Origin of the sequence: Christiangramia sp. LLG6405-1, assembly GCF_045055805.1 — a bacterium.
GTDB lineage: Bacteria > Bacteroidota > Bacteroidia > Flavobacteriales > Flavobacteriaceae > Christiangramia.
This window is the reverse complement of record NZ_CP159330.1, coordinates 2,252,646-2,272,780: the sequence shown is the minus strand read 5'-3', so window position 1 is coordinate 2,272,780 and position 20,135 is coordinate 2,252,646. Positions and strand designations below refer to the sequence as shown.

At 39.6% G+C, this 20,135-nt stretch carries 13 protein-coding genes, 2 tRNA genes and 3 rRNA genes; 8 read left to right on the top strand and 10 right to left on the bottom strand.

The genetic code is table 11. The features are described 5' to 3' along the window. Positions 1-22: 22 nt before the first annotated feature. Both ABVM50_RS10405 and ABVM50_RS10400 read left to right on the top strand, forming a co-directional pair. On the top strand, positions 23-706 hold the full coding sequence (locus tag ABVM50_RS10405; RefSeq protein WP_405198510.1) for a ZIP family metal transporter: 684 nt from the start codon (positions 23-25) through the stop codon (positions 704-706). A gap of 1 nt (position 707) precedes the next feature. After that, entirely contained in the window at positions 708-1,136 is a 429-nt protein-coding gene (locus ABVM50_RS10400) for a DUF4268 domain-containing protein (RefSeq protein WP_405198509.1), read from the top strand. Between the two features lie 2 nt (positions 1,137-1,138). On the opposite strand, the gene ABVM50_RS10395 is transcribed toward ABVM50_RS10400, so the two are convergent. Further along, positions 1,139-2,050 carry an AraC family transcriptional regulator gene (locus tag ABVM50_RS10395; protein WP_405198508.1) on the bottom strand — a complete coding sequence of 304 codons (912 nt, stop codon included), beginning with the start codon at positions 2,048-2,050 and terminating at the stop codon, positions 1,139-1,141. Positions 2,051-2,256: 206 nt separating this feature from the next. On the opposite strand from ABVM50_RS10395, the gene ABVM50_RS10390 reads away from it, so the two are divergent. Both ABVM50_RS10390 and ABVM50_RS10385 read left to right on the top strand, forming a co-directional pair. Continuing rightward, positions 2,257-3,780 carry an aldehyde dehydrogenase family protein gene (locus ABVM50_RS10390; protein ID WP_405198507.1) on the top strand — a complete coding sequence of 508 codons (1,524 nt, stop codon included), beginning with the start codon at positions 2,257-2,259 and terminating at the stop codon, positions 3,778-3,780. 5 nt (positions 3,781-3,785) lie between these two features. Then, the gene (locus tag ABVM50_RS10385; protein ID WP_405198506.1) at positions 3,786-4,169 is read left to right on the top strand and encodes a DUF779 domain-containing protein; all 384 of its coding nucleotides are present in this window, start codon (positions 3,786-3,788) and stop codon (positions 4,167-4,169) included. Between the two features lie 770 nt (positions 4,170-4,939). Here the strand turns inward: ABVM50_RS10385 and rrf are convergent. The 6 genes from rrf to ABVM50_RS10355 form a co-directional block, all read right to left on the bottom strand. Next, positions 4,940-5,049 (bottom strand): 5S ribosomal RNA (gene rrf / locus ABVM50_RS10380). A gap of 157 nt (positions 5,050-5,206) precedes the next feature. Further along, a 23S ribosomal RNA gene (locus ABVM50_RS10375) occupies positions 5,207-8,040 on the bottom strand. Between the two features lie 233 nt (positions 8,041-8,273). Continuing rightward, positions 8,274-8,347: transfer RNA gene (locus ABVM50_RS10370), tRNA-Ala, on the bottom strand. Between the two features lie 122 nt (positions 8,348-8,469). Continuing rightward, positions 8,470-8,543: transfer RNA gene (locus ABVM50_RS10365), tRNA-Ile, on the bottom strand. Between the two features lie 98 nt (positions 8,544-8,641). Next, positions 8,642-10,171, bottom strand: a 16S ribosomal RNA gene (locus tag ABVM50_RS10360). Together the 16S, 23S and 5S rRNA genes with 2 tRNA genes alongside form the textbook arrangement of a ribosomal RNA operon. A 769-nt stretch (positions 10,172-10,940) precedes the next feature. After that, a complete protein-coding gene (locus ABVM50_RS10355; RefSeq protein WP_405198505.1) occupies positions 10,941-11,702 on the bottom strand; it encodes a DUF4294 domain-containing protein in 762 nt (253 codons plus the stop codon). A 69-nt stretch (positions 11,703-11,771) separates the two neighbouring features. Here ABVM50_RS10355 and ABVM50_RS10350 point away from each other — a divergent pair, with 69 nt between their 5' ends. The 4 genes from ABVM50_RS10350 (at position 11,772) to ABVM50_RS10335 (ending at position 16,704) form a co-directional block, all read left to right on the top strand. Further along, positions 11,772-12,860 carry a M42 family metallopeptidase gene (locus tag ABVM50_RS10350; RefSeq protein ID WP_405198504.1) on the top strand — a complete coding sequence of 363 codons (1,089 nt, stop codon included), beginning with the start codon at positions 11,772-11,774 and terminating at the stop codon, positions 12,858-12,860. 127 nt (positions 12,861-12,987) lie between these two features. Beyond that, positions 12,988-14,070: a DNA topoisomerase IB gene (locus ABVM50_RS10345; protein WP_405198503.1), complete on the top strand. Its 1,083-nt coding sequence runs from the start codon at positions 12,988-12,990 to the stop codon at positions 14,068-14,070. A 40-nt stretch (positions 14,071-14,110) separates the two neighbouring features. After that, positions 14,111-16,033 carry a DUF294 nucleotidyltransferase-like domain-containing protein gene (locus ABVM50_RS10340; protein ID WP_405198502.1) on the top strand — a complete coding sequence of 641 codons (1,923 nt, stop codon included), beginning with the start codon at positions 14,111-14,113 and terminating at the stop codon, positions 16,031-16,033. Continuing rightward, positions 16,030-16,704 (top strand): PolC-type DNA polymerase III, encoded by a 675-nt coding sequence (locus tag ABVM50_RS10335; RefSeq protein ID WP_405198501.1) that lies wholly within the window; start codon positions 16,030-16,032, stop codon positions 16,702-16,704. Before ABVM50_RS10340 ends, ABVM50_RS10335 begins: the two co-directional genes overlap by 4 nt. A gap of 236 nt (positions 16,705-16,940) precedes the next feature. On the opposite strand, the gene ABVM50_RS10330 is transcribed toward ABVM50_RS10335, so the two are convergent. Genes ABVM50_RS10330 through acs form a run of 3 tightly spaced genes read right to left on the bottom strand, consistent with a single transcriptional unit; the run spans position 16,941 to position 20,017 of the window. Beyond that, positions 16,941-17,360: a hypothetical protein gene (locus ABVM50_RS10330; RefSeq protein WP_405198500.1), complete on the bottom strand. Its 420-nt coding sequence runs from the start codon at positions 17,358-17,360 to the stop codon at positions 16,941-16,943. Between the two features lie 33 nt (positions 17,361-17,393). Beyond that, complete coding sequence (locus ABVM50_RS10325) at positions 17,394-18,056, bottom strand: hypothetical protein (protein WP_405198499.1); 663 nt, start codon at positions 18,054-18,056, stop codon at positions 17,394-17,396. A gap of 50 nt (positions 18,057-18,106) precedes the next feature. Further along, positions 18,107-20,017 carry an acetate--CoA ligase gene (gene acs, locus ABVM50_RS10320; RefSeq protein ID WP_405198498.1) on the bottom strand — a complete coding sequence of 637 codons (1,911 nt, stop codon included), beginning with the start codon at positions 20,015-20,017 and terminating at the stop codon, positions 18,107-18,109. Positions 20,018-20,135: the final 118 nt, after the last annotated feature.

The window sequence follows — 20,135 nt, the reverse complement described above, 5'->3', positions numbered from 1 at the left end:
CCTGTCCTAATTGAATTTCAAGTTGCCGGAAAGCTTATATATTTACCTGTTACCCATCCTGGCTGTCATCGCTGGATATATCATTTCAGTATTTTTAAAACCAGGAAGTTCGTCAGGTTTTAAATTATTACTGGCATTTAGTGGAGCGTATCTTCTGGCAGTAACTGTACTGGAATTACTTCCAGAAGTTTATGGTTCTTCTAATGAGAATATTGGTGTATTTATCATGCTTGGACTTTTATTGCAGATTGTGCTGGAATTTTTGTCTAAAGGCGCCGAACATGGTCACATGCACCACAATAAAGATTCTGCAGCATTTCCAATTACACTCCTTATCAGTTTGAGCATACATTCTCTGCTTGAAGGTTTTCCTATGGATCATGATAATCATCTTTTACATGGTGTTGTAATCCACAAAATACCCGTTGCAGCAATTCTTTCAGTATTCCTGGTGCAGAGTAAACTCAGCAAACCAAAAGTTTTTATATTCCTGGCTTTATTCGCTGCCATGACGCCCCTTGGAAACTGGCTTAAAAACAATATTCCTGAAATTGCCCGATATGCTGATGAGATCAACGGAGTAGTTATTGGTATTTTTCTTCATGTATCTACTACGATCCTATTTGAATCCTCAAAAAATCATTCCTTTAATGCTTCTAAACTGGGAGTTATAATATTAGGGATTTTACTCGCTTATTTTATCTGATATGTTTTCCCACGATGAATCAAAAAAGATCAGACAGGAATTCTGGACCAGCTTCGGTAAAGAATTTCCACATAAATGGCTGTTGTATAATACTAAAATGAAGGAGGTTCAATTAAAATTTTCCTTTACCCGAAAATTTGCAATGGTATCGCTAGATATCGTGGATCAGGATGAATTTATAAGAAGTTACTATTTCGAAAAATTGGAATCCTTAAAATCGGTGCTAAAAGAATCTTATCTTCCCGAGATCCGTTATGAGAAGGATTACGAATTGCCTGAAGGTAAAACGATCTCAAGAATATTTGTAATGAAGGAAGGTGTGAATATTCATCGCCAGATGGACTGGCCTGACGTCAAAGAATTTCTTGGGAAAAACATGTTGAAGCTGGAAGAGTTCTTTGAAGATTTCAGTGACTATATTAAGAATTGATCCTAAGCGTCAAATTGTAATCTGGATTGATAATCTCCAGGAGCCATGTTTTTTCTTGATTTAAACACCCGGTTAAAATAAGAGCGGCTTTCAAAACCACATTCCCGATATATTTCCTTGATACTTCTCTTTTTGTCTTGTAAAAGGCTTACTGCAAGTTTAATTCTCTCGTTATTTATAAAATCAATAGGTGAAACTCCTAATTCATTCTTAAACACACGATAGAAATTGGATTCACTCATACAAGCCTTCCTGCTCAAATCACTTATAGAAATATTAGAACTTAAATTAGACCTTATAAATGTTACAACATACGCTAGCCGGTTGCTGGTAGCTAACCCAATACTTTTCTCAGTATAGATTTTCCTTGAGTTTGTTTGAAGAATTCGGATAATTAGTTCTTCCAGCATATTATCAACGAAAAGATCTTTGGAAGGATGCTCTTCGGTAAACAGGAACATCAATCTTTGTAAAATCTGGTAGATCCCAAGGTCGTTAGTAAAATGGAAATTATAATCCAGAAGACTCCATTCAAGATTATCAGCCTTAGGCATTTGCTCGTTCATTCTGCATAGCACTCTTTTAATTTTTTCTTCGGAAATAGCCATGGCAAGACATTGCGTAGGTTTATTCGACCTTGCCTCAGGGAAATCTATGCACATAACTTCCCGTGACGGGAGGATAAGAGACTCCCCAGGTAGAAAGTCAAAAGCTTGCTTATCTTTTAAATGCATAATCTTTTTACCTTTTAGCATACTGGCAAGAACCGGTTGATCGAACTCCAGAATTACCTTCTCAGCTTGGGTATGAGTTTCGAAAATATGTAACGCGGCATTATTGAGCGTGTAAGAGGTTTGATTTTCTACTAGGCTTTGCAACTTTCGATCACGAAAAAACTTATTAGACAATTCCATACAAATAAACTATTGACAATATATTCTAAGTGGATGTATTAAATATACAATTTTACGGAGTGTTTTTTATTGATATATCAGTTTATTACAGAATAGTTCAGGATATCGATAGAATAGTTCAGGGCTTTAATCTCAGTATTATCTAACTTTGAGAAGCGACGAATTATAGTCGTTCGCAAATTTCTTATAACCTTAAAATTCAGATCATGAGTACGACACAAACCACGGAAAAGAAAGGAATTCAAAAACCAGAATTTAAAGACACTTACGATAACTTCATTGGAGGAAAATGGACCGCTCCGGTAAAAGGTGAGTACTTTGAAAGTATTTCTCCAGTAGACGGGAATAGTTTTACAAAGGTGGCGAGATCCACTGAAGACGATGTTAATAATGCAATTGACGCAGCCTGGGAAGCCGCAAAAGAATGGAATAAATCTGCAGCAGCTTATAGAAGTAACCTATTGTTGAAAATAGCAGATATAATGGAAAACAATCTCGAAGATCTGGCCAGAGCAGAAACCTGGGATAATGGAAAGGCTGTTCGGGAAACACTAGCAGCAGATCTTCCATTGGCCGTGGATCATTTTAGATATTTCGCTGGAGTTATTCGTGCAGAAGAAGGATCGGTTGCTGAACTGGATTCTAATACCGTTTGTGTAAATGTTACAGAGCCGTTGGGTGTAGTTGGACAGATCATCCCGTGGAATTTTCCTATACTGATGGCTGCCTGGAAACTAGCACCTGCACTTGCTGCTGGTAATTGTGTAGTATTAAAACCTGCGGAACAAACTCCAGTCGGCATTATGGTTTGGATGGAACTAATCCAGGATATTCTACCAGCCGGTGTGCTGAATATAGTTAATGGGTTTGGTGCAGAAGCAGGAAAACCACTGGCTTCAAGTCCAAGAATTGATAAGGTTGCATTCACTGGCGAAACAACAACCGGCCAACTTATCATGCAATATGCCTCTAAGAATATAACTCCTGTAACCCTGGAGTTAGGAGGAAAATCACCAAATGTATTCTTTGAAAGTATTATGGAAGCAGACGATGATTTTTTCGATAAATGTATAGAAGGAGCTGTTATGTTTGCTTTAAATCAGGGTGAAGTTTGTACATGCCCATCAAGATTGCTGGTTCAGGAAAGTATTTATGACAAATTTATTGAACGGGTAATAGAACGTACCAAGGCTATTAAATTAGGCCACCCGCTGGATCCAGAAACTATGATGGGTGCACAGGCCTCCAACGACCAGTATGAAAAAATTCTAAACTACATCAAAATTGGGAAAGAAGAAGGTTGTGAAGTACTAACCGGTGGAGATGCGGCTTACAATGAAGGACTGGATGGTGGATATTATGTACAGCCTACCATACTTAAAGGAAACAACAAGATGAGGGTTTTTCAGGAGGAGATTTTTGGCCCTGTACTTTGCGTTACTACGTTTAAAGATGAAGCTGAAGCTATAGAAATTTCTAACGATACTTTATATGGTTTGGGAGCAGGTGTATGGACAAGAGATATGCACCAGGCCTATCAAATTTCAAGAGCAATTCAAGCTGGTCGGGTCTGGGTTAATAACTATCATAATTATCCAGCGCACGCACCCTTTGGAGGCTATAAAAAATCTGGTATAGGAAGAGAAAACCATAAGATGATGCTTAATCATTACAGGCAGACTAAAAATATGCTAATCTCCTATGATAAGAAAGCAATGGGATTTTTCTAAGTCATATGACAAATCGGGTAGATATAACAGAAGAAGCTATTAGTATCATCGACAAATTAAAAGAACGATACGGAGACTTGATGTTTCACCAAAGCGGAGGATGTTGCGATGGCTCATCACCCATGTGTCTGGAAAAAGGAGATCTGCTTCTTAATGAGAATGATGTTTGGCTAGGTACCGTACATGGATGTGAATTCTTTATGAGCAAAGATCAGTTTGAATACTGGAAACATACGCATCTTACAGTTGATGTCACGAAAGGCAGAGGCTCCAGTTTTTCACTAGAAATTCCTTTAGGCTTGAGATTTATAATTAAATCCAGATTGTTCAGAGAAGATGAAGTTTCAAATCTACGTGAGATCAAATTCGGAGAAGATTTTATTGCCTAAGGACTAATCCAATATATAAGTAAACCACCACATTATTTTGGTGGTGGTTTTTTTTGTATGGTCTCTAATCTGAAGGTTAATTGATTAAATAGTTAAGAAATTCTACATTGCAGTAAACCTAGTGATCGTTATACCTAATAGATAATTAAAGAGTACTGAAACTCGCATCTGCTCTCAGGAATATTATAAGAATAATAGTCAGTCATTCACTAATAAGACAAGCAGCAATTAAGGTTTGAGCTAAAAGACGTCTCATATAGTTAAATTACGTCTGACCTTTAAAGAATTAGGTATTTAAACTGATTATTCTTGTCTCTGGAATTTAGTCCGAAAAATGGACATCAATGATATTTGAAAATATAAGCTAACTCAAATTTGCTAAGATCTTATAAGTCTGACAAAACTGAAAGTGATCTCCTATCACTTTTTGGTAAACAGATTACAGATTATTACACCCTAGTTCCGACACTATAAGGATTCTATCTTGTTAATAATTTAGTATTATTAAGATCAAAGGAAGTGTATTAAAATGTGAGCTTAAAGAATTAACTCGTAGGGATTTAAATATAGGTTCAAAATAATATTTTGAATGATAAATCCAATTGGTAAGTCTACCAACTATATACTAAAATCTAAGATGAATTGATCTTCTAGCAAATATTCCTCTGAAACTAATGGTCAGTTGTTATGAAGCCAAAGAGCGATTCATCAAATCCTTAACTTTATTGCATAAAAAAACCCTTCATCGATATGATGAAGGGTTCTTAAGAAGAAGGCGACGACATACTCTCCCACAATACAGCAGTACCATCTGCGCTAACGGGCTTAACTACTCTGTTCGGGATGGGAAGAGGTGAGCCCCGTTGCTATAGCCACCTTAAAAGGTAAGTTATAAGCTTCGAGCTTAAAACTGTTCTGATTTCTCAGAACTAATATCGTTGACATAATTAAAGAAACAAAAAAGTTACAAGTACCGGTACTACACTTATAAAATAAGCATTTGGCGGCTCTGAGGTTTTGCGGCCTCAGAGCCATCGCGCATCAAGCTTTACGGATTATTAGTACTACTCGGCTATGACATTACTGCCTTTACACCTATAGCCTATCAACGTGGTAGTCTCCCACGGTCCTTTAAAGAAATCTCATCTTGTGGTGGGTTTCGCGCTTATATGCTTTCAGCGCTTATCCCTTCCGAACGTAGCTACTCTGCAGTGCTCCTGGCGGAACAACAGATACACCAGAGGTTCGTCCAATCCGGTCCTCTCGTACTAGGATCAGGTCCACTCAAATTTCTAACGCCCACTGTAGATAGAGACCGAACTGTCTCACGACGTTCTGAACCCAGCTCGCGTGCCACTTTAATGGGCGAACAGCCCAACCCTTGGGACCTTCTCCAGCCCCAGGATGTGACGAGCCGACATCGAGGTGCCAAACCCCCCCGTCGATGTGAGCTCTTGGGGGAGATCAGCCTGTTATCCCCGGCGTACCTTTTATCCTTTGAGCGATGACCCTTCCATGCGGTGTCACCGGATCACTATGCTCTACTTTCGTACCTGATCGACCTGTATGTCTCTCAGTCAAGCTCCCTTTTGCCATTGCACTCTACGCACGGTTACCAAGCGTGCTGAGGGAACCTTTAGAAGCCTCCGTTACTCTTTTGGAGGCGACCACCCCAGTCAAACTACCCACCAAGCACTGTCCTTCCATTGGAAGTTAGGCTCTAAACAAGTAAAGGGTAGTATTTCAACAACGACTCCACCACACCTGGCGATGCAGCTTCAAAGTCTCCTACCTATCCTACACATCACTTGTTCAAAGTCAATACTAAGCTATAGTAAAGGTGCACGGGGTCTTTTCGTCCCACAGCGGGTAATCGGCATCTTCACCGATACTACAATTTCACCGAGCTCATGGCTGAGACAGTATCCAGATCGTTGCACCATTCGTGCAGGTCGGAACTTACCCGACAAGGAATTTCGCTACCTTAGGACCGTTATAGTTACGGCCGCCGTTTACTGGGGCTTCAGTTCAATGCTTCGCCGAAGCTAACATCTCCCCTTAACCTTCCAGCACCGGGCAGGTGTCAGGCCCTATACGTCATCTTTCGATTTAGCAGAGCCCTGTGTTTTTGATAAACAGTCGCCTGGATCTTTTCACTGCGGCCCCCCCATAAGGGGGGCGACCCTTCTCCCGAAGTTACGGGCCAATTTTGCCTAGTTCCTTAGCCATGAATCTCTCGAGCACCTTAGAATTCTCATCCCAACTACCTGTGTCGGTTTAGGGTACGGGTTGCCTCCACTCGCTTTTCTTGGAAGTCGCTCCTCTGGATTATCACGCCGGCCGTAGCTTTTGTGTACTATCGGGGTGTTACCACTCCCTTCAACGTACTATTCCGTCAGTACGCACCAAATTTACGCCTCCGTCCGCTTTAACGTGGGGCAAGTAGCAGAATATTAACTGCTTGTCCATCGACTACCCCTTTCGGGTTCGCCTTAGGTCCCGACTAACCCTCAGCTGATTAGCATAGCTGAGGAAACCTTAGTCTTTCGGTGTGCGGGTTTCTCGCCCGCATTATCGTTACTTATGCCTACATTTTCTTTTGTAACCGATCCAGCAAGCCTCGCGACTCACCTTCATCTCTGTTACAATGCTCCCCTACCACTATAGTAAACTATAGTCCATAGCTTCGGTAATATGTTTATGCCCGATTATTATCCATGCCGAACCGCTCGACTAGTGAGCTGTTACGCACTCTTTAAATGAATGGCTGCTTCCAAGCCAACATCCTAGCTGTCTGGGCAGTTCAACCGCGTTTCTTCAACTTAACATATATTTTGGGACCTTAGCTGATGGTCTGGGTTCTTTCCCTCTCGGACATGGACCTTAGCACCCATGCCCTCACTGATATGAATCATTTTATAGCATTCGGAGTTTGTCAGGAATTGGTAGGCGGTGAAGCCCCCGCATCCAATCAGTAGCTCTACCTCTATAAAACTATCTATATCGCTGCACCTAAATGCATTTCGGGGAGTACGAGCTATTTCCGAGTTTGATTGGCCTTTCACCCCTACCCTCAGGTCATCCCAAGACTTTTCAACGTCAACGGGTTCGGTCCTCCACTATGTGTTACCACAGCTTCAACCTGCCCAAGGGTAGATCACACGGTTTCGCGTCTACCACTACCAACTAAAGCGCCCTATTCAGACTCGCTTTCGCTACGGCTCCACAGCTGAACTGCTTAACCTTGCTGGCAACGGTAACTCGTAGGCTCATTATGCAAAAGGCACGCCGTCACCCCACTAAAGGGCTCCGACCGCTTGTAAGCGTATGGTTTCAGGATCTATTTCACTCCCTTATTCAGGGTTCTTTTCACCTTTCCCTCACGGTACTGGTTCACTATCGGTCTCTCAGGAGTATTTAGCCTTGGCGGATGGTCCCGCCGGATTCATACAGGGTTTCACGTGCCCCGCACTACTCAGGATACTGCTATGCTTTATATCAACTTTCCTATACCGGGCTATCACCGTCTATGGCCAAGCTTTCCAACTTGTTCTAATTCATTGTACAAACAATGTTGCAGTCCTACAACCCCAATAAGTCCGTAAACTCATTGGTTTGGGCTTCTGCGCGTTCGCTCGCCGCTACTAGCGCAATCACTATTGTTTTCTCTTCCTCCGGGTACTTAGATGTTTCAGTTCTCCGGGTTCGCCTCCTTGCGGATACTATATCTTCAATATAGTGGGTTGCCCCATTCGGATATTCGCGGATCAATTTGTATGTGCCAATCCCCACGACTTTTCGCAGCTTATCACGTCCTTCTTCGCCTCTGAGAGCCTAGGCATTCCCCATACGCCCTTATCTAGCTTGTATGCGCTTTGCTTAATGCTCTAATCTATTCTAACTTACGCTAGAACAGAAGTATTATAATGTATTACTTATATTAAATATTTCTATCTAATAGTGTTCTCGTATTCTTTGTTTCTTCAATATGTCAATGAACTTTTTTCCCGTAATAACGATAGAGTCTCGATGATCCTACAAACTAAAAACATATGTTTCCTGGTTGTTTGTAAAAACTATAACCCTCTCTATCTCTAGGAATCGTGGAGAATATCGGAGTCGAACCGATGACCTCCTGCGTGCAAGGCAGGCGCTCTAGCCAGCTGAGCTAATCCCCCATTATTTTAGTATCCAGCTAACCAGTTATTAGTTAACAGTACTTATAACGGCTACTCAACCTCTAAAATTTCCTTTCAATGTTTCAAATGAACTTATAAACCTGATGGCTTACTCTTTCAAGTAGTCTCAGGCAGACTCGAACTGCCGACCTCTACATTATCAGTGTAGCGCTCTAACCAGCTGAGCTATGAGACTGTCCATAATAATCGAATTGACATAAGAATCAAGACCAAATTGGTCTCTGAACTTCCCTTTACTAATTGTCGCTTGCATGTAAACATGCAAAGCTCTAGAAAGGAGGTGTTCCAGCCGCACCTTCCGGTACGGCTACCTTGTTACGACTTAGCCCCAGTTACCAGTTTTACCCTAGGCCGCTCCTTACGGTGACGGACTTCAGGTACCCCCGGCTTCCATGGCTTGACGGGCGGTGTGTACAAGGCCCGGGAACGTATTCACCGCATCATGGCTGATATGCGATTACTAGCGATTCCAGCTTCACGCAGTCGAGTTGCAGACTGCGATCCGAACTGTGATAGGGTTTGAAGATTCGCATCCCCTCGCGGGGTAGCTGCCCTCTGTCCCTACCATTGTAGCACGTGTGTGGCCCAGGACGTAAGGGCCGTGATGATTTGACGTCATCCCCACCTTCCTCACAGTTTGCACTGGCAGTCTGGCTAGAGTTCCCGACATGACTCGCTGGCAACTAACCACAGGGGTTGCGCTCGTTATAGGACTTAACCTGACACCTCACGGCACGAGCTGACGACAACCATGCAGCACCTTGCAATTAGTCCGAAGAAGGGTCTGTTTCCAGACCTGTCCAACTGCATTTAAGCCCTGGTAAGGTTCCTCGCGTATCATCGAATTAAACCACATGCTCCACCGCTTGTGCGGGCCCCCGTCAATTCCTTTGAGTTTCATTCTTGCGAACGTACTCCCCAGGTGGGTTACTTATCACTTTCGCTTAACCACTCAGCTCTCAATCGAGCCGAACAGCTAGTAACCATCGTTTACGGCGTAGACTACCAGGGTATCTAATCCTGTTCGCTACCTACGCTTTCGTCCCTCAGCGTCAATATATTATTAGTGATCTGCCTTCGCAATAGGTGTTCTGAGTAATATCTATGCATTTCACCGCTACACTACTCATTCCAACCACTTCATAATAATTCAAGAACAACAGTATCAATGGCAATTCTACAGTTGAGCTGCAGACTTTCACCACTGACTTATTATCCCGCCTACGGACCCTTTAAACCCAATGATTCCGGATAACGCTTGGACCCTCCGTATTACCGCGGCTGCTGGCACGGAGTTAGCCGGTCCTTATTCATACGGTACCGTCAAGCATCTACACGTAGATGTGGTTCTTCCCGTATAAAAGCAGTTTACAACCCATAGGGCCGTCTTCCTGCACGCGGCATGGCTGGATCAGAGTTGCCTCCATTGTCCAATATTCCTCACTGCTGCCTCCCGTAGGAGTCTGGTCCGTGTCTCAGTACCAGTGTGGGGGATCTCCCTCTCAGGACCCCTACCTATCGCCGTCTTGGTAAGCCGTTACCTTACCAACTAACTAATAGGACGCATACTCATCTTTAAGCCATAAATGTTTACTATAATCTCCAGGTGAAGTTTATAGACTATGGGGTATTAATCCACGTTTCCATGGGCTATTCCCCGCTTAAAGGCAGATTGTATACGCGTTACGCACCCGTGCGCCACTCGTCAGCGGATTAGCAAGCTAATCCCTGTTACCGTTCGACTTGCATGTGTTAGGCCTGCCGCTAGCGTTCATCCTGAGCCAGGATCAAACTCTTCATCGTTAAATCTTAAATATATTCAACAACTACTAAAGAAATTGCTCAGTATGACTTTTCTAGTCTTAATTCTTATACACTTGATTCTATCTAATTAAAGATAAAACCCTTTGTCAATTCAATATATCAATGAACTTAATTGGTCTCCCAATCTGTCTTGTTAAAACCTAAGGAATCGAACCTTATTCTATCACCCCATCCGATGGTTTCTAGTAATTTCAGTTTGTAATTTTTGAACGTTTGCTTGCTCTCAAAGCGGGTGCAAATATACAACGCTTTTTCTTTATCAACCAAAACTTTTTTAATAAAATTTTTAGTTTCTTTCTCTAAAGCTTTCCTACCTTTAAACTCTACCAACCTTCCTAAGAACGTCGCTTCGTTTTCAAAGCGGGTGCAAATATAAAACTAGTTTTGCTCTCCAGCCAAATAAAATTTAAAGAAATTTAATTTTTATTTTTTTGCCTTAGACCAACAATAGCCTACCCTTTACTAACCTTTCAGTGAACTCTCGCCTTGCTCTCAAAGCGGCTGCAAATATACACTAACTTTTTCCTTTCTACCAAACTAAAATTTAATAAATTTTAATTTAATTTTCTAAAGCCAGATACTACCGCATTACCCACCATTACTACTCTCAACGAACATACGCCTTGCTCCCAAAGCGGCTGCAAATATACGCCCCAATTTTAATTACACAATGACTTTCCGAAGAAAAATTTAAAATAAATACAAGATTATTTATAAGTGGTTGAAGATCAAATACTGGTCTATAAAATTAATTTGAAGCTTTTCTTAATTTCTGCTTTTTATTCCACTTATCACTAAGATCAAGATATTCAAAATCCAACGCAGAAGATTGTCTTTCCAGAATATTATCCCTGAATGATCTTTGTAAGATATCTTCTATCAGAAAATCTTCCTGGTTATTTTTTGGGTCGTACTCTTCCTTTAAGGAAATATCAAACATACTGGCAGTCGTATTATACCAAAATGCTCTCCACCCACTTTTCAGGTCTTTTACTAGTTCAAAAGCGGTTGTTCCTGTTTGACGATGAATAAGCTTTACCAGAATCTGACCTTCAGTTCTGGTAAGTTTCTTTAATTCAGCAGAAAATTCATCTTCAATATAATCCTGAACGATCTTGGTATACTTCTTACGAGCCCGTCTTGACTTAATATCGTCCAACCTGGAATTGAGCGTAAGCAATCTTTCCGAAGCCATTTTAGCATAAGGATAGACTTTTCTGGTCTTTCTCCTTAATATAAGGTAACGCTTTCTATCTGCATTACTATCAAACTTCAGTCGTCTCAAAAGCACCACTTCTTCCAGGTCAATAAGTTCTCTGGGAATCGAATCTCCTGCAATGATCATATACTGTGTGGTCATAGACGTATCTACTTCCGTAGAATCAATAGGCCTGGATAAAGTATCAGATTGAGCTACCGCTGTAGCTGAAGTAAGTAAAAGTAAGATGTAAAATATACGAATCACTATAAATTTCAATTTTGGATCATCAATTCTTTTTGCTAAAACCATTCCAAAATTAGTCAATAGCCCCTTCTCTCCAATCTAAATTTTTTAAATTCGTGAAAATTAAAAGAAACTATGGATAAAACTGAAGTACTGGATCAAAAATCCCTCGAATTTCTAGAGAAATACCTTAATAATGCAGCTCCCACAGGATATGAGTCTGAAGGCCAGAAATTATGGATGGAATATCTGAAACCTTACGTGGATGAATTCATTACTGATACTTATGGAACTGCAGTTGGTGTGATAAATCCAGAAGCTAAATATAAGGTGGTTATAGAAGGTCATGCTGATGAAATTTCATGGTATGTAAATTATATCTCAGACGAGGGTCTTATATATGTAGTTAGAAACGGTGGTAGTGATCACCAGATTGCTGCTTCTAAACGTGTAAACATCCATACCAAGAATGGTATCGTTAAAGGAGTTTTTGGATGGCCGGCGATCCACACCCGTGACAAGGAAAAGGAACAGTCCCCAAAAATGGACAATATATGTATAGATGTTGGATGTACGAATAAAGAGGAAGTTGAAGCTTTAGGTGTTCATGTAGGATGTGTAATTACTTATCCTGATGAATTCTTTATTCTGAACAAGGATAAATTTGTATGTCGCGCTTTGGATAATAGAATTGGTGGATTTATGATCGCGCAAGTTGCCAGATTATTGAAAGAAAAAGGCGAGAAATTACCGTTCGGACTTTATATTACTAATTCAGTTCAGGAAGAGATTGGTCTTCGTGGTGCAGAAATGATCACACATCGTATTCAGCCAAACGTTGCTATAGTGACTGATGTTACTCATGACACCACTACTCCAATGATCGAAAAGAAAACCAACGGACTTAATAGGATTGGTGATGGACCAGTAATTTCATATGCTCCGGCGGTACAAAATAAATTGAGAGAATTGATCATTGATACCGCGGAAGAAAAGAAGATTCCTTTCCAGAGACATGCATCATCAAGATTCACAGGAACAGATACCGATGCTTTTGCTTATAGCAATGGTGGTGTCCCTTCGGCATTGATCTCTTTGCCTTTGCGTTATATGCATACGACCGTTGAAATGGTGCATAAGAATGATGTTGAAAATGTGATCAATCTTATATATGAATCATTATTGAAAATTAAGGATGGTGATACTTTTAGTTACTTTGACTAATTGAACACTTCTCAAGATGTTGTTAAACTCCCTGTAATCAGGGAGTTTTTTATTTTATAGCAGTAAACTTTCACTTTTCTTTAATTCTGAAGTGCTCAATTTCATCCTATATTTAAACAAAAAAATAATGACGCTATCGCCTGATGATGTAGAAGTAATGATGAGTGATACTCATGAAGCCGTAAAACTTGCGAATCTTAGATATGTAAATGAAAACTTACTTTCAATAAGCAGAAAGAAAGTAGGACGCGGTTTTGCGTATTATCGAAAGGACGAAAAAGTTACCGATACGAAAACTATCGAGCGTATAAAAAGTCTAGTGATTCCACCAGCCTGGAAAAATGTCAGGATTACGCATCTACATAATGGACATCTTCAAGTAGTAGGAAGAGATGAAAAGGAGCGCAAGCAATATATGTACCACCCAACCTGGTCGAAGGTTCGAAACCAGACCAAGTTTTTCAAGATGACTGCCTTTGGGAAGATGTTACCTAAGATTAGAAAGCAGGTGGATGAAGATCTCAATCTTAAAGGAATGCCCAAGCGTAAGGTGCTTGCATTGATCATTAGACTTATGGAGGAAACCCATATCAGGATAGGCAATGAATATTATGCGAAGAATAATAAAACTTATGGTCTATCTACTTTTCGTACCAAGCATGTTAAAACTATGGAAGACGGACTCAAATTCGAATTCATAGGTAAAAAAGGGAAAGAACATTCTATTTCGGTAGAAGACAAGAGACTCATTAAATTGATCAATCAATGTGAGGAAATTCCTGGATGGGAGCTGTTCAAATTCTACAATGAGAATGGTGTTAAGCAAACCATAGACAGTGGAATGATCAATGATTATATCCATGAAATTAGTGGAGACATGTACTCGGCTAAGGACTTTAGAACCTGGTCTGCCACTAAAATATTTTTTGAAACTCTGCACGAATTGGGGTATACGGAAGAAGAGAAGCAGAATAAAAAGAACATCCTTATTGGTTTTGATGCTGCTGCGGAAGGCCTTGGCAACACACGTTCTGTTTGCAGAAGTTATTATGTGCATCCAAAAGTGATTGAAACTTACGAAAGTGGCGAGATCGATTCGTATTTCAAGAAAGTGAAGGAAGACATTAAACCAGAGTACATTAAACTTTCAGAAACAGAAAAAGCGATTTATAAGCTCATCAAGGATTACGAAATAGAAATTGCTGACTAATCCGGGGGCGAATTGTCAAATTTTCAGATAAATTTGAAATATGACAAATTCCATTGCCGCTCGTATCGCCGATTTCCTTGAAAATTATCCGCCATTTTCACTGCTGGAAAAATCTGAATTACTTAAAATTTCAGAATCGATTACAGTCTTCTATTTTGAGGCTGGTAAAATGATCTTCAGAAAAGATGAGCAGGTCCACGATCAATTCTATATAGTTCAAAAAGGAGCGGTAGATCTTCAAAAGGTTGAAGAGTCCAAAGAACCTGAGACTATTGATAAATGTGATGAAGGTGATATTTTTGGATTGCGTCCCTTATTTGCGAAGGAAAATTACCAGATCAATGCCATTACAGACGAAGAAAGTGTCATCTATGGAATTCCGTTGAACCTTTTCAAGCCTTATGCGATCAACAATCCTGAAGTAGGGGATTTTCTTATGGAAAGCTTTGCTTCAAACACCCGTAACCCCTATTCAGAAAAACATCGCGGGAGATTATTTACAGATGAAGAGGATATTCAGCTAAATAAAGATCCTTTATTTGAGCTTCAACCTATCCCGATCGTCAAGAAAATGGTGACCGTATCCAGGAACACCAGCATTCAAAAAGCTGCTACACTTATGAGTGAGCGCAGGGTTGGATCGGTTATCGTAGTGGAAGATAAAAAGCCTGTTGGAATCGTCACCGATGTGGACTTTAGAGAATTGGTCGCTACCGGAATTTTGCCTATTACCAGTGATATTTCTGAAGTTATGAATTCTCCGGTGATCTGTTATTCTAAAAACCTCACGGTAGCACAGGCGCAGCTTGCGATGATGAAACATAAGATCAATCATATCTGCATCACCAAAGATGGCACTCCAAATACAAAAGTAAAAGGAATTGTTTCTGAACATGATATTATAGTTTCTCAGGGTAATAATCCTGCTGTTTTGATGAAAGCCATCAATCGAGCGAATTCCACCAAAAAGCTCAAGAAGATTCGAACAAAGATCATGCTTTTACTCGATGGTTACATCAAAAGCAATATTCCGGTGTCCCATATCAGTACGATTATTTTTGAATTAAATGATGCAACCATCAAAAGAACAATTACTCGTTGCATTGATAAAATGGAGGAACCTCTACCCTGTAGTTTTAGCTGTATGTCACTGGGAAGTCAAGGAAGGAAGGAACAGTTATTACTCACAGATCAGGACAATGCGCTGGTGTTCGAAAATGTAGAGGAAGACAAACTAGAAGAAGTCAGAGCCTATTTTCTTAAGCTAGCCAGAAAAGTCACTAAGAGACTTAATATCATTGGTTATCAGTTTTGTCCAGCAGAGATGATGGCCAGAAATGAAAAATACTGCCTCTCATTATCTGAATGGAAGGATCAATTTTCGAACTGGGTTACGACTTCAGGAAATGATGAAATTTTACTCTGCCAGATCTTTTTTGACTATGACATTAGTTATGGTGAATCAAGGCTAACGAATGAACTTTCAGACCATGTTTATGACATTTTAAAAGGAAACCGGAATTTCTTGAATCGGCTTGCAGCACAGGCATTGAGAAATCCCTCTCCTTTAGGCTTTTTCAGACAATTTTTAGTAGAACATGATGGAGAAAAAAAGGATCTTTTCGATATTAAAAAACGTGGAATAATGCCACTTACAGATGCCGCAAGACTTCTAATTCTGGAACACAGGGTTAAAAATATCAGTAATACTGCGGAAAGATTTGAAAAACTTGCTCAGCTGGAACCAAATAATAAGGAGATCTACCAGGCTTGCGCCTATTCTTCCAAAGCACTTAGTAAATTTAGAACGAAACAAGGTCTTAAAAATAAGGATAATGGCCGATTCATAAATCTTGAGGATCTTGGAAAAGAGGATAAGATCAAATTAAAGCGCTGCTTCAAATCCATTAAAGAAATCCAGGAACTTATCAAAATCCGTTTTGAAACTACTTATTATTCATGATTCGAGAATGGTTTAAAAAAGATCAGCAACCTGAGAATCTGCCAGAATATTTTTCCAGGTATCTTTCTTTATTTGATAAAGATAAAGCTGAAGATGTAGCAGACCAACGTTTTGTTGTTTTTGATACCGAAACTACCGGCTTTGATATTCATGAAGATCGGATTTTGAGCATTGGCGCGATTGCTATTCAGAACAATCAGCTTAAGGTGAAAGATCATTTTGAAGTCTATCTGAAGCAAAACACCTTTAATCCTGAAACCGTTAAGATCCACGGGATAATCAAAAATGAGCGTTTTGCTCAGTTACAGGAAGCTGAAGCTTTAGAACATTTCATAAATTACATCGGGAATTCTATTCTTGTAGCCCATCATGCTGGTTTCGACAAAAGCATGATGAATAAGGCATTAGAAAGAAACGGTTTACCTCGCCTTCAGAATAAATTTCTAGATACCGCAATTCTTTATAAGAAGACCAGAATAGCAACAAACTTTATAGATAAGAATAAAGTGTATTCACTGGATGAGATCGCTGAAGATTATAACATTGATCTTACCGATAGGCACACTGCTTCTGGTGACGCATTTATTACAGCGCTAATATTTATGAAGTTAATAGCAAAGATCGACGCGAAAAATATCAAGATTCGAAAATTACTTAGATATAGATATTAAAAAAGCCCCGTTCTGGGGCTTTAGAATTTTATAACTGAAATACTGAAGTTAATCCTGTTCTAACTTCTTAAGAAAATTAGAATGCTCAATATTATCCGTTAAATCTTTACCTTTCAAGTCTAGCTGACTAAACTCCTCATTATCTAAAGAGGCGTAATAGGTAGTTACAATTTTATATTTACCGTTTCTAGTAGAATGATAAGGGGTCCTATTTGGAATGGCTGGAATTACCTCGATCATTTAACACCTACTACTTGATAATTTTTTTCATTTCTAAACTCGATAACATATTTTAGATTACCGCCTGGTAAATTTGAGTTCTTATCTTTTCTCAAGTATTTGTAATCTTTCGTTGAGAATGATAAATCTGGTGCATCCGGCAATTCGTAAACTTTGGAGGAATTTAAATTCTTTTTGATATGAAATACCTCATCCAATACGTTGTAACGAAAATAAAGATACTCTGATTCTCCCTTGTTATTTGTTACCTTACCTTCTACAAATTCATTCTCATAATACGGTGATCCATTAAAGTCAAACATTCGAACCTCCCTAAGTTCATTATTAAAACCTGCAACATTACCAGCTGCCGGCCAGGATTGCGCGTTGGTTAAGAAAGGAACAAGAATTATCAAACAAAATAAAATTTTTTTCATAATGCAGATTTTTAGGTTAGTAACTTAGTTGACTTAATTCAATTGCTCATAATATTTCAGCAAAGAGACAACATCTTGCTCTGTTTTTATTTTATTGTCGTCCAAATAATCTTCCATCTTATCCCCTTTAAATAAATCCTCCAGATCCTTTTCTTTCAAACGAACCTCCTTGAATGGGGCTCCATCTACTGAGATGTAATAAACCATATCTACCTTAATTTTAGCTGGCTTATCTTCCCCATAGCCTGTAGTGGCTGCTTTAGCTGGTGTATAATCAGCAACAGGTTGCCCAACAAAATCGCTCTTATCACCCTGGTAAAATCTGGCGAAATAAGCTTCCAACTTACCGTCCTCTGTATTCAGTTCATCAATAAAATACGTGTAATTCCCAATTTTGTAATTTATAGATTTAATCTTCGGTAACACATACTCTTTTCCGGTAGATGCATCTGGCTTCAAGACAACCATATCTTCCAGTGCATTGTATCGCATCAACATATTAACCTTACGATCCTTATCTATTACAGTTCCCATCATAAATTCTTCTTCATAATAAGGGGATCCAGTCATTGCAGCAGGCTCTTTCTGCTTAGTAAATATTTGCATTCCATTATTTTCTAAGTTCTGAAATCGCTGTGCAGTACCGTGGGAGATAGACATAGCTATAAAAATTGCAAAAAGTAAGTAGTTTTTCATAATTAAGATTTTATTCGTAAAATATTATCAATAACGGTGCCGAATATAATTTATTTAAGATATCCTTCAATAATTTCTTCAACAACTTCAGGATTTAGTAATGTTGAAGTATCTCCCAGATCAGAAGTATCATTACTTGCGATCTTCCGTAGTATTCTACGCATGATCTTACCACTTCTGGTTTTCGGCAAACCTTCCACAAACTGAATTTTGTCTGGTTTTGCTATAGGTCCGATTTTATCAGCAATTTGTTGATTAATCTCTTTTCTTAAATTATCGTGATTTCTGGATTCTCCAGATTCCTTCAGAATAACGAATCCGTAAAGAGCATTACCTTTTACTTCATGTGGGAACCCAACAATGGCAGATTCAGCTACCGCCGGATGTTCATTGATGGCATCCTCAATTGGTGCAGTTCCTAAATTATGTCCTGACACTATAATGACATCATCTACTCTCCCGGTAATTCGGTAATAACCAACCTCATCACGCATCGCTCCATCACCAGTAAAATATTTATTCTCAAATGCTGAAAAATAAGTATCTCTATATCTATCGTGATTCCCCCATATAGTTCTTGCCATGGATGGCCACGGGAATTTAATACACAACCTGCCATCAACCTGATTTCCTTTTAACTCCTTTCCTTGCTCATCCATCAAAGCAGGCTGAATTCCGGGGAAGGGCAAAGTTGCAAAAGTTGGTTTTGTGGGAGTGGCAAAAGGTATTGGAGAGATCATGATACCACCGGTCTCTGTTTGCCACCAGGTATCGACAATCGGACTTTTATTCTTTCCAATGTTATTATCGTACCAGTGCCATGCTTCCTCGTTAATTGGCTCGCCTACCGTTCCCAGCACTTTTAAAGAAGAAAGATCGTATTTATTGACAAAATCGAGGTTTTTCTTCGCTAAAGCCCTAATTGCTGTTGGTGCCGTGTAAAACTGATTTACTTGATATTTTTCAACAATTTCCCAGAATCTACCGTAATCCGGATATGATGGAACACCTTCGAACATCAGGGTGGTAGCACCATTTAAAAGCGGACCATATACTATGTACGAATGCCCCGTTATCCATCCAATATCGGCAGTACACCAATAGACATCATCATCCTGATAGTTAAATATGTTCTTAAAGGTGTAAGCTGAATAAACCATATACCCCGCCGTTGTGTGTAACATACCTTTGGGTTTTCCGGTAGATCCCGAGGTATATAATATAAAGAGTGGATCTTCAGCATCCATGATCTCAGGAGTACAGGAATCAGCAGCTTTAAACATTTCCTCTTCCAGCCAGACATCTCTTCCTGCTTCCATATGTACATTTGCTCCGGTTCTCTTAGCAACCAGTACTTTTTCTACATCAGGACAGTTATCAAGTGCCTTATCAACGATACCTTTAAGATCAATCGTTTTATCTCCACGGAAAGAACCATCGGAAGTGATCATCATTTTGCAGTCGGCATCCTGAGTTCTGGCGGCTAGAGCCGAAGCAGAAAAACCCGCGAACACAACAGAATGTATTGCTCCAATTCTTGCGCACGCTAAAACTGAATAAGCCAGTTCCGGAATCATAGGAAGATAAATGCACACCCTATCCCCCTTTTCGATGCCGTTCGCTTTTAGAACATTAGCAAACTGACTTACTTTTTTATGTAATTCATTATAGCTGATCTTCAAAGTTTCTTCTGAAGGATCATTCGGCTCCCAGATAATAGCAGTTTTATCTCCCTTTGCGAGTAGATGTCTATCAATGCAATTTTCAGTAATATTCAGCTTGGCATTTTCAAACCATTTTACTTCCGGCTTACTAAAATCCCAGCTAAGTACATTATCCCATTTTTTTCTCCATGTAAAATGTTCTTCAGCAACTTCCTGCCAGAAATTTTCAGGTTCACGGATGGATTTTCGGTATACCTGAAAATATTCCTCCAGGTTCTTTATATGGTAGTTACTCATAAATAATATCGTTTATAAAAGAAGAAAACCGGAATTACCGGTTTTCATTAAAAATATTAAATACTGAGCAATCAGAAAAAGGAACTGCTAAAAAATGATGGTATCAATTACATAATTA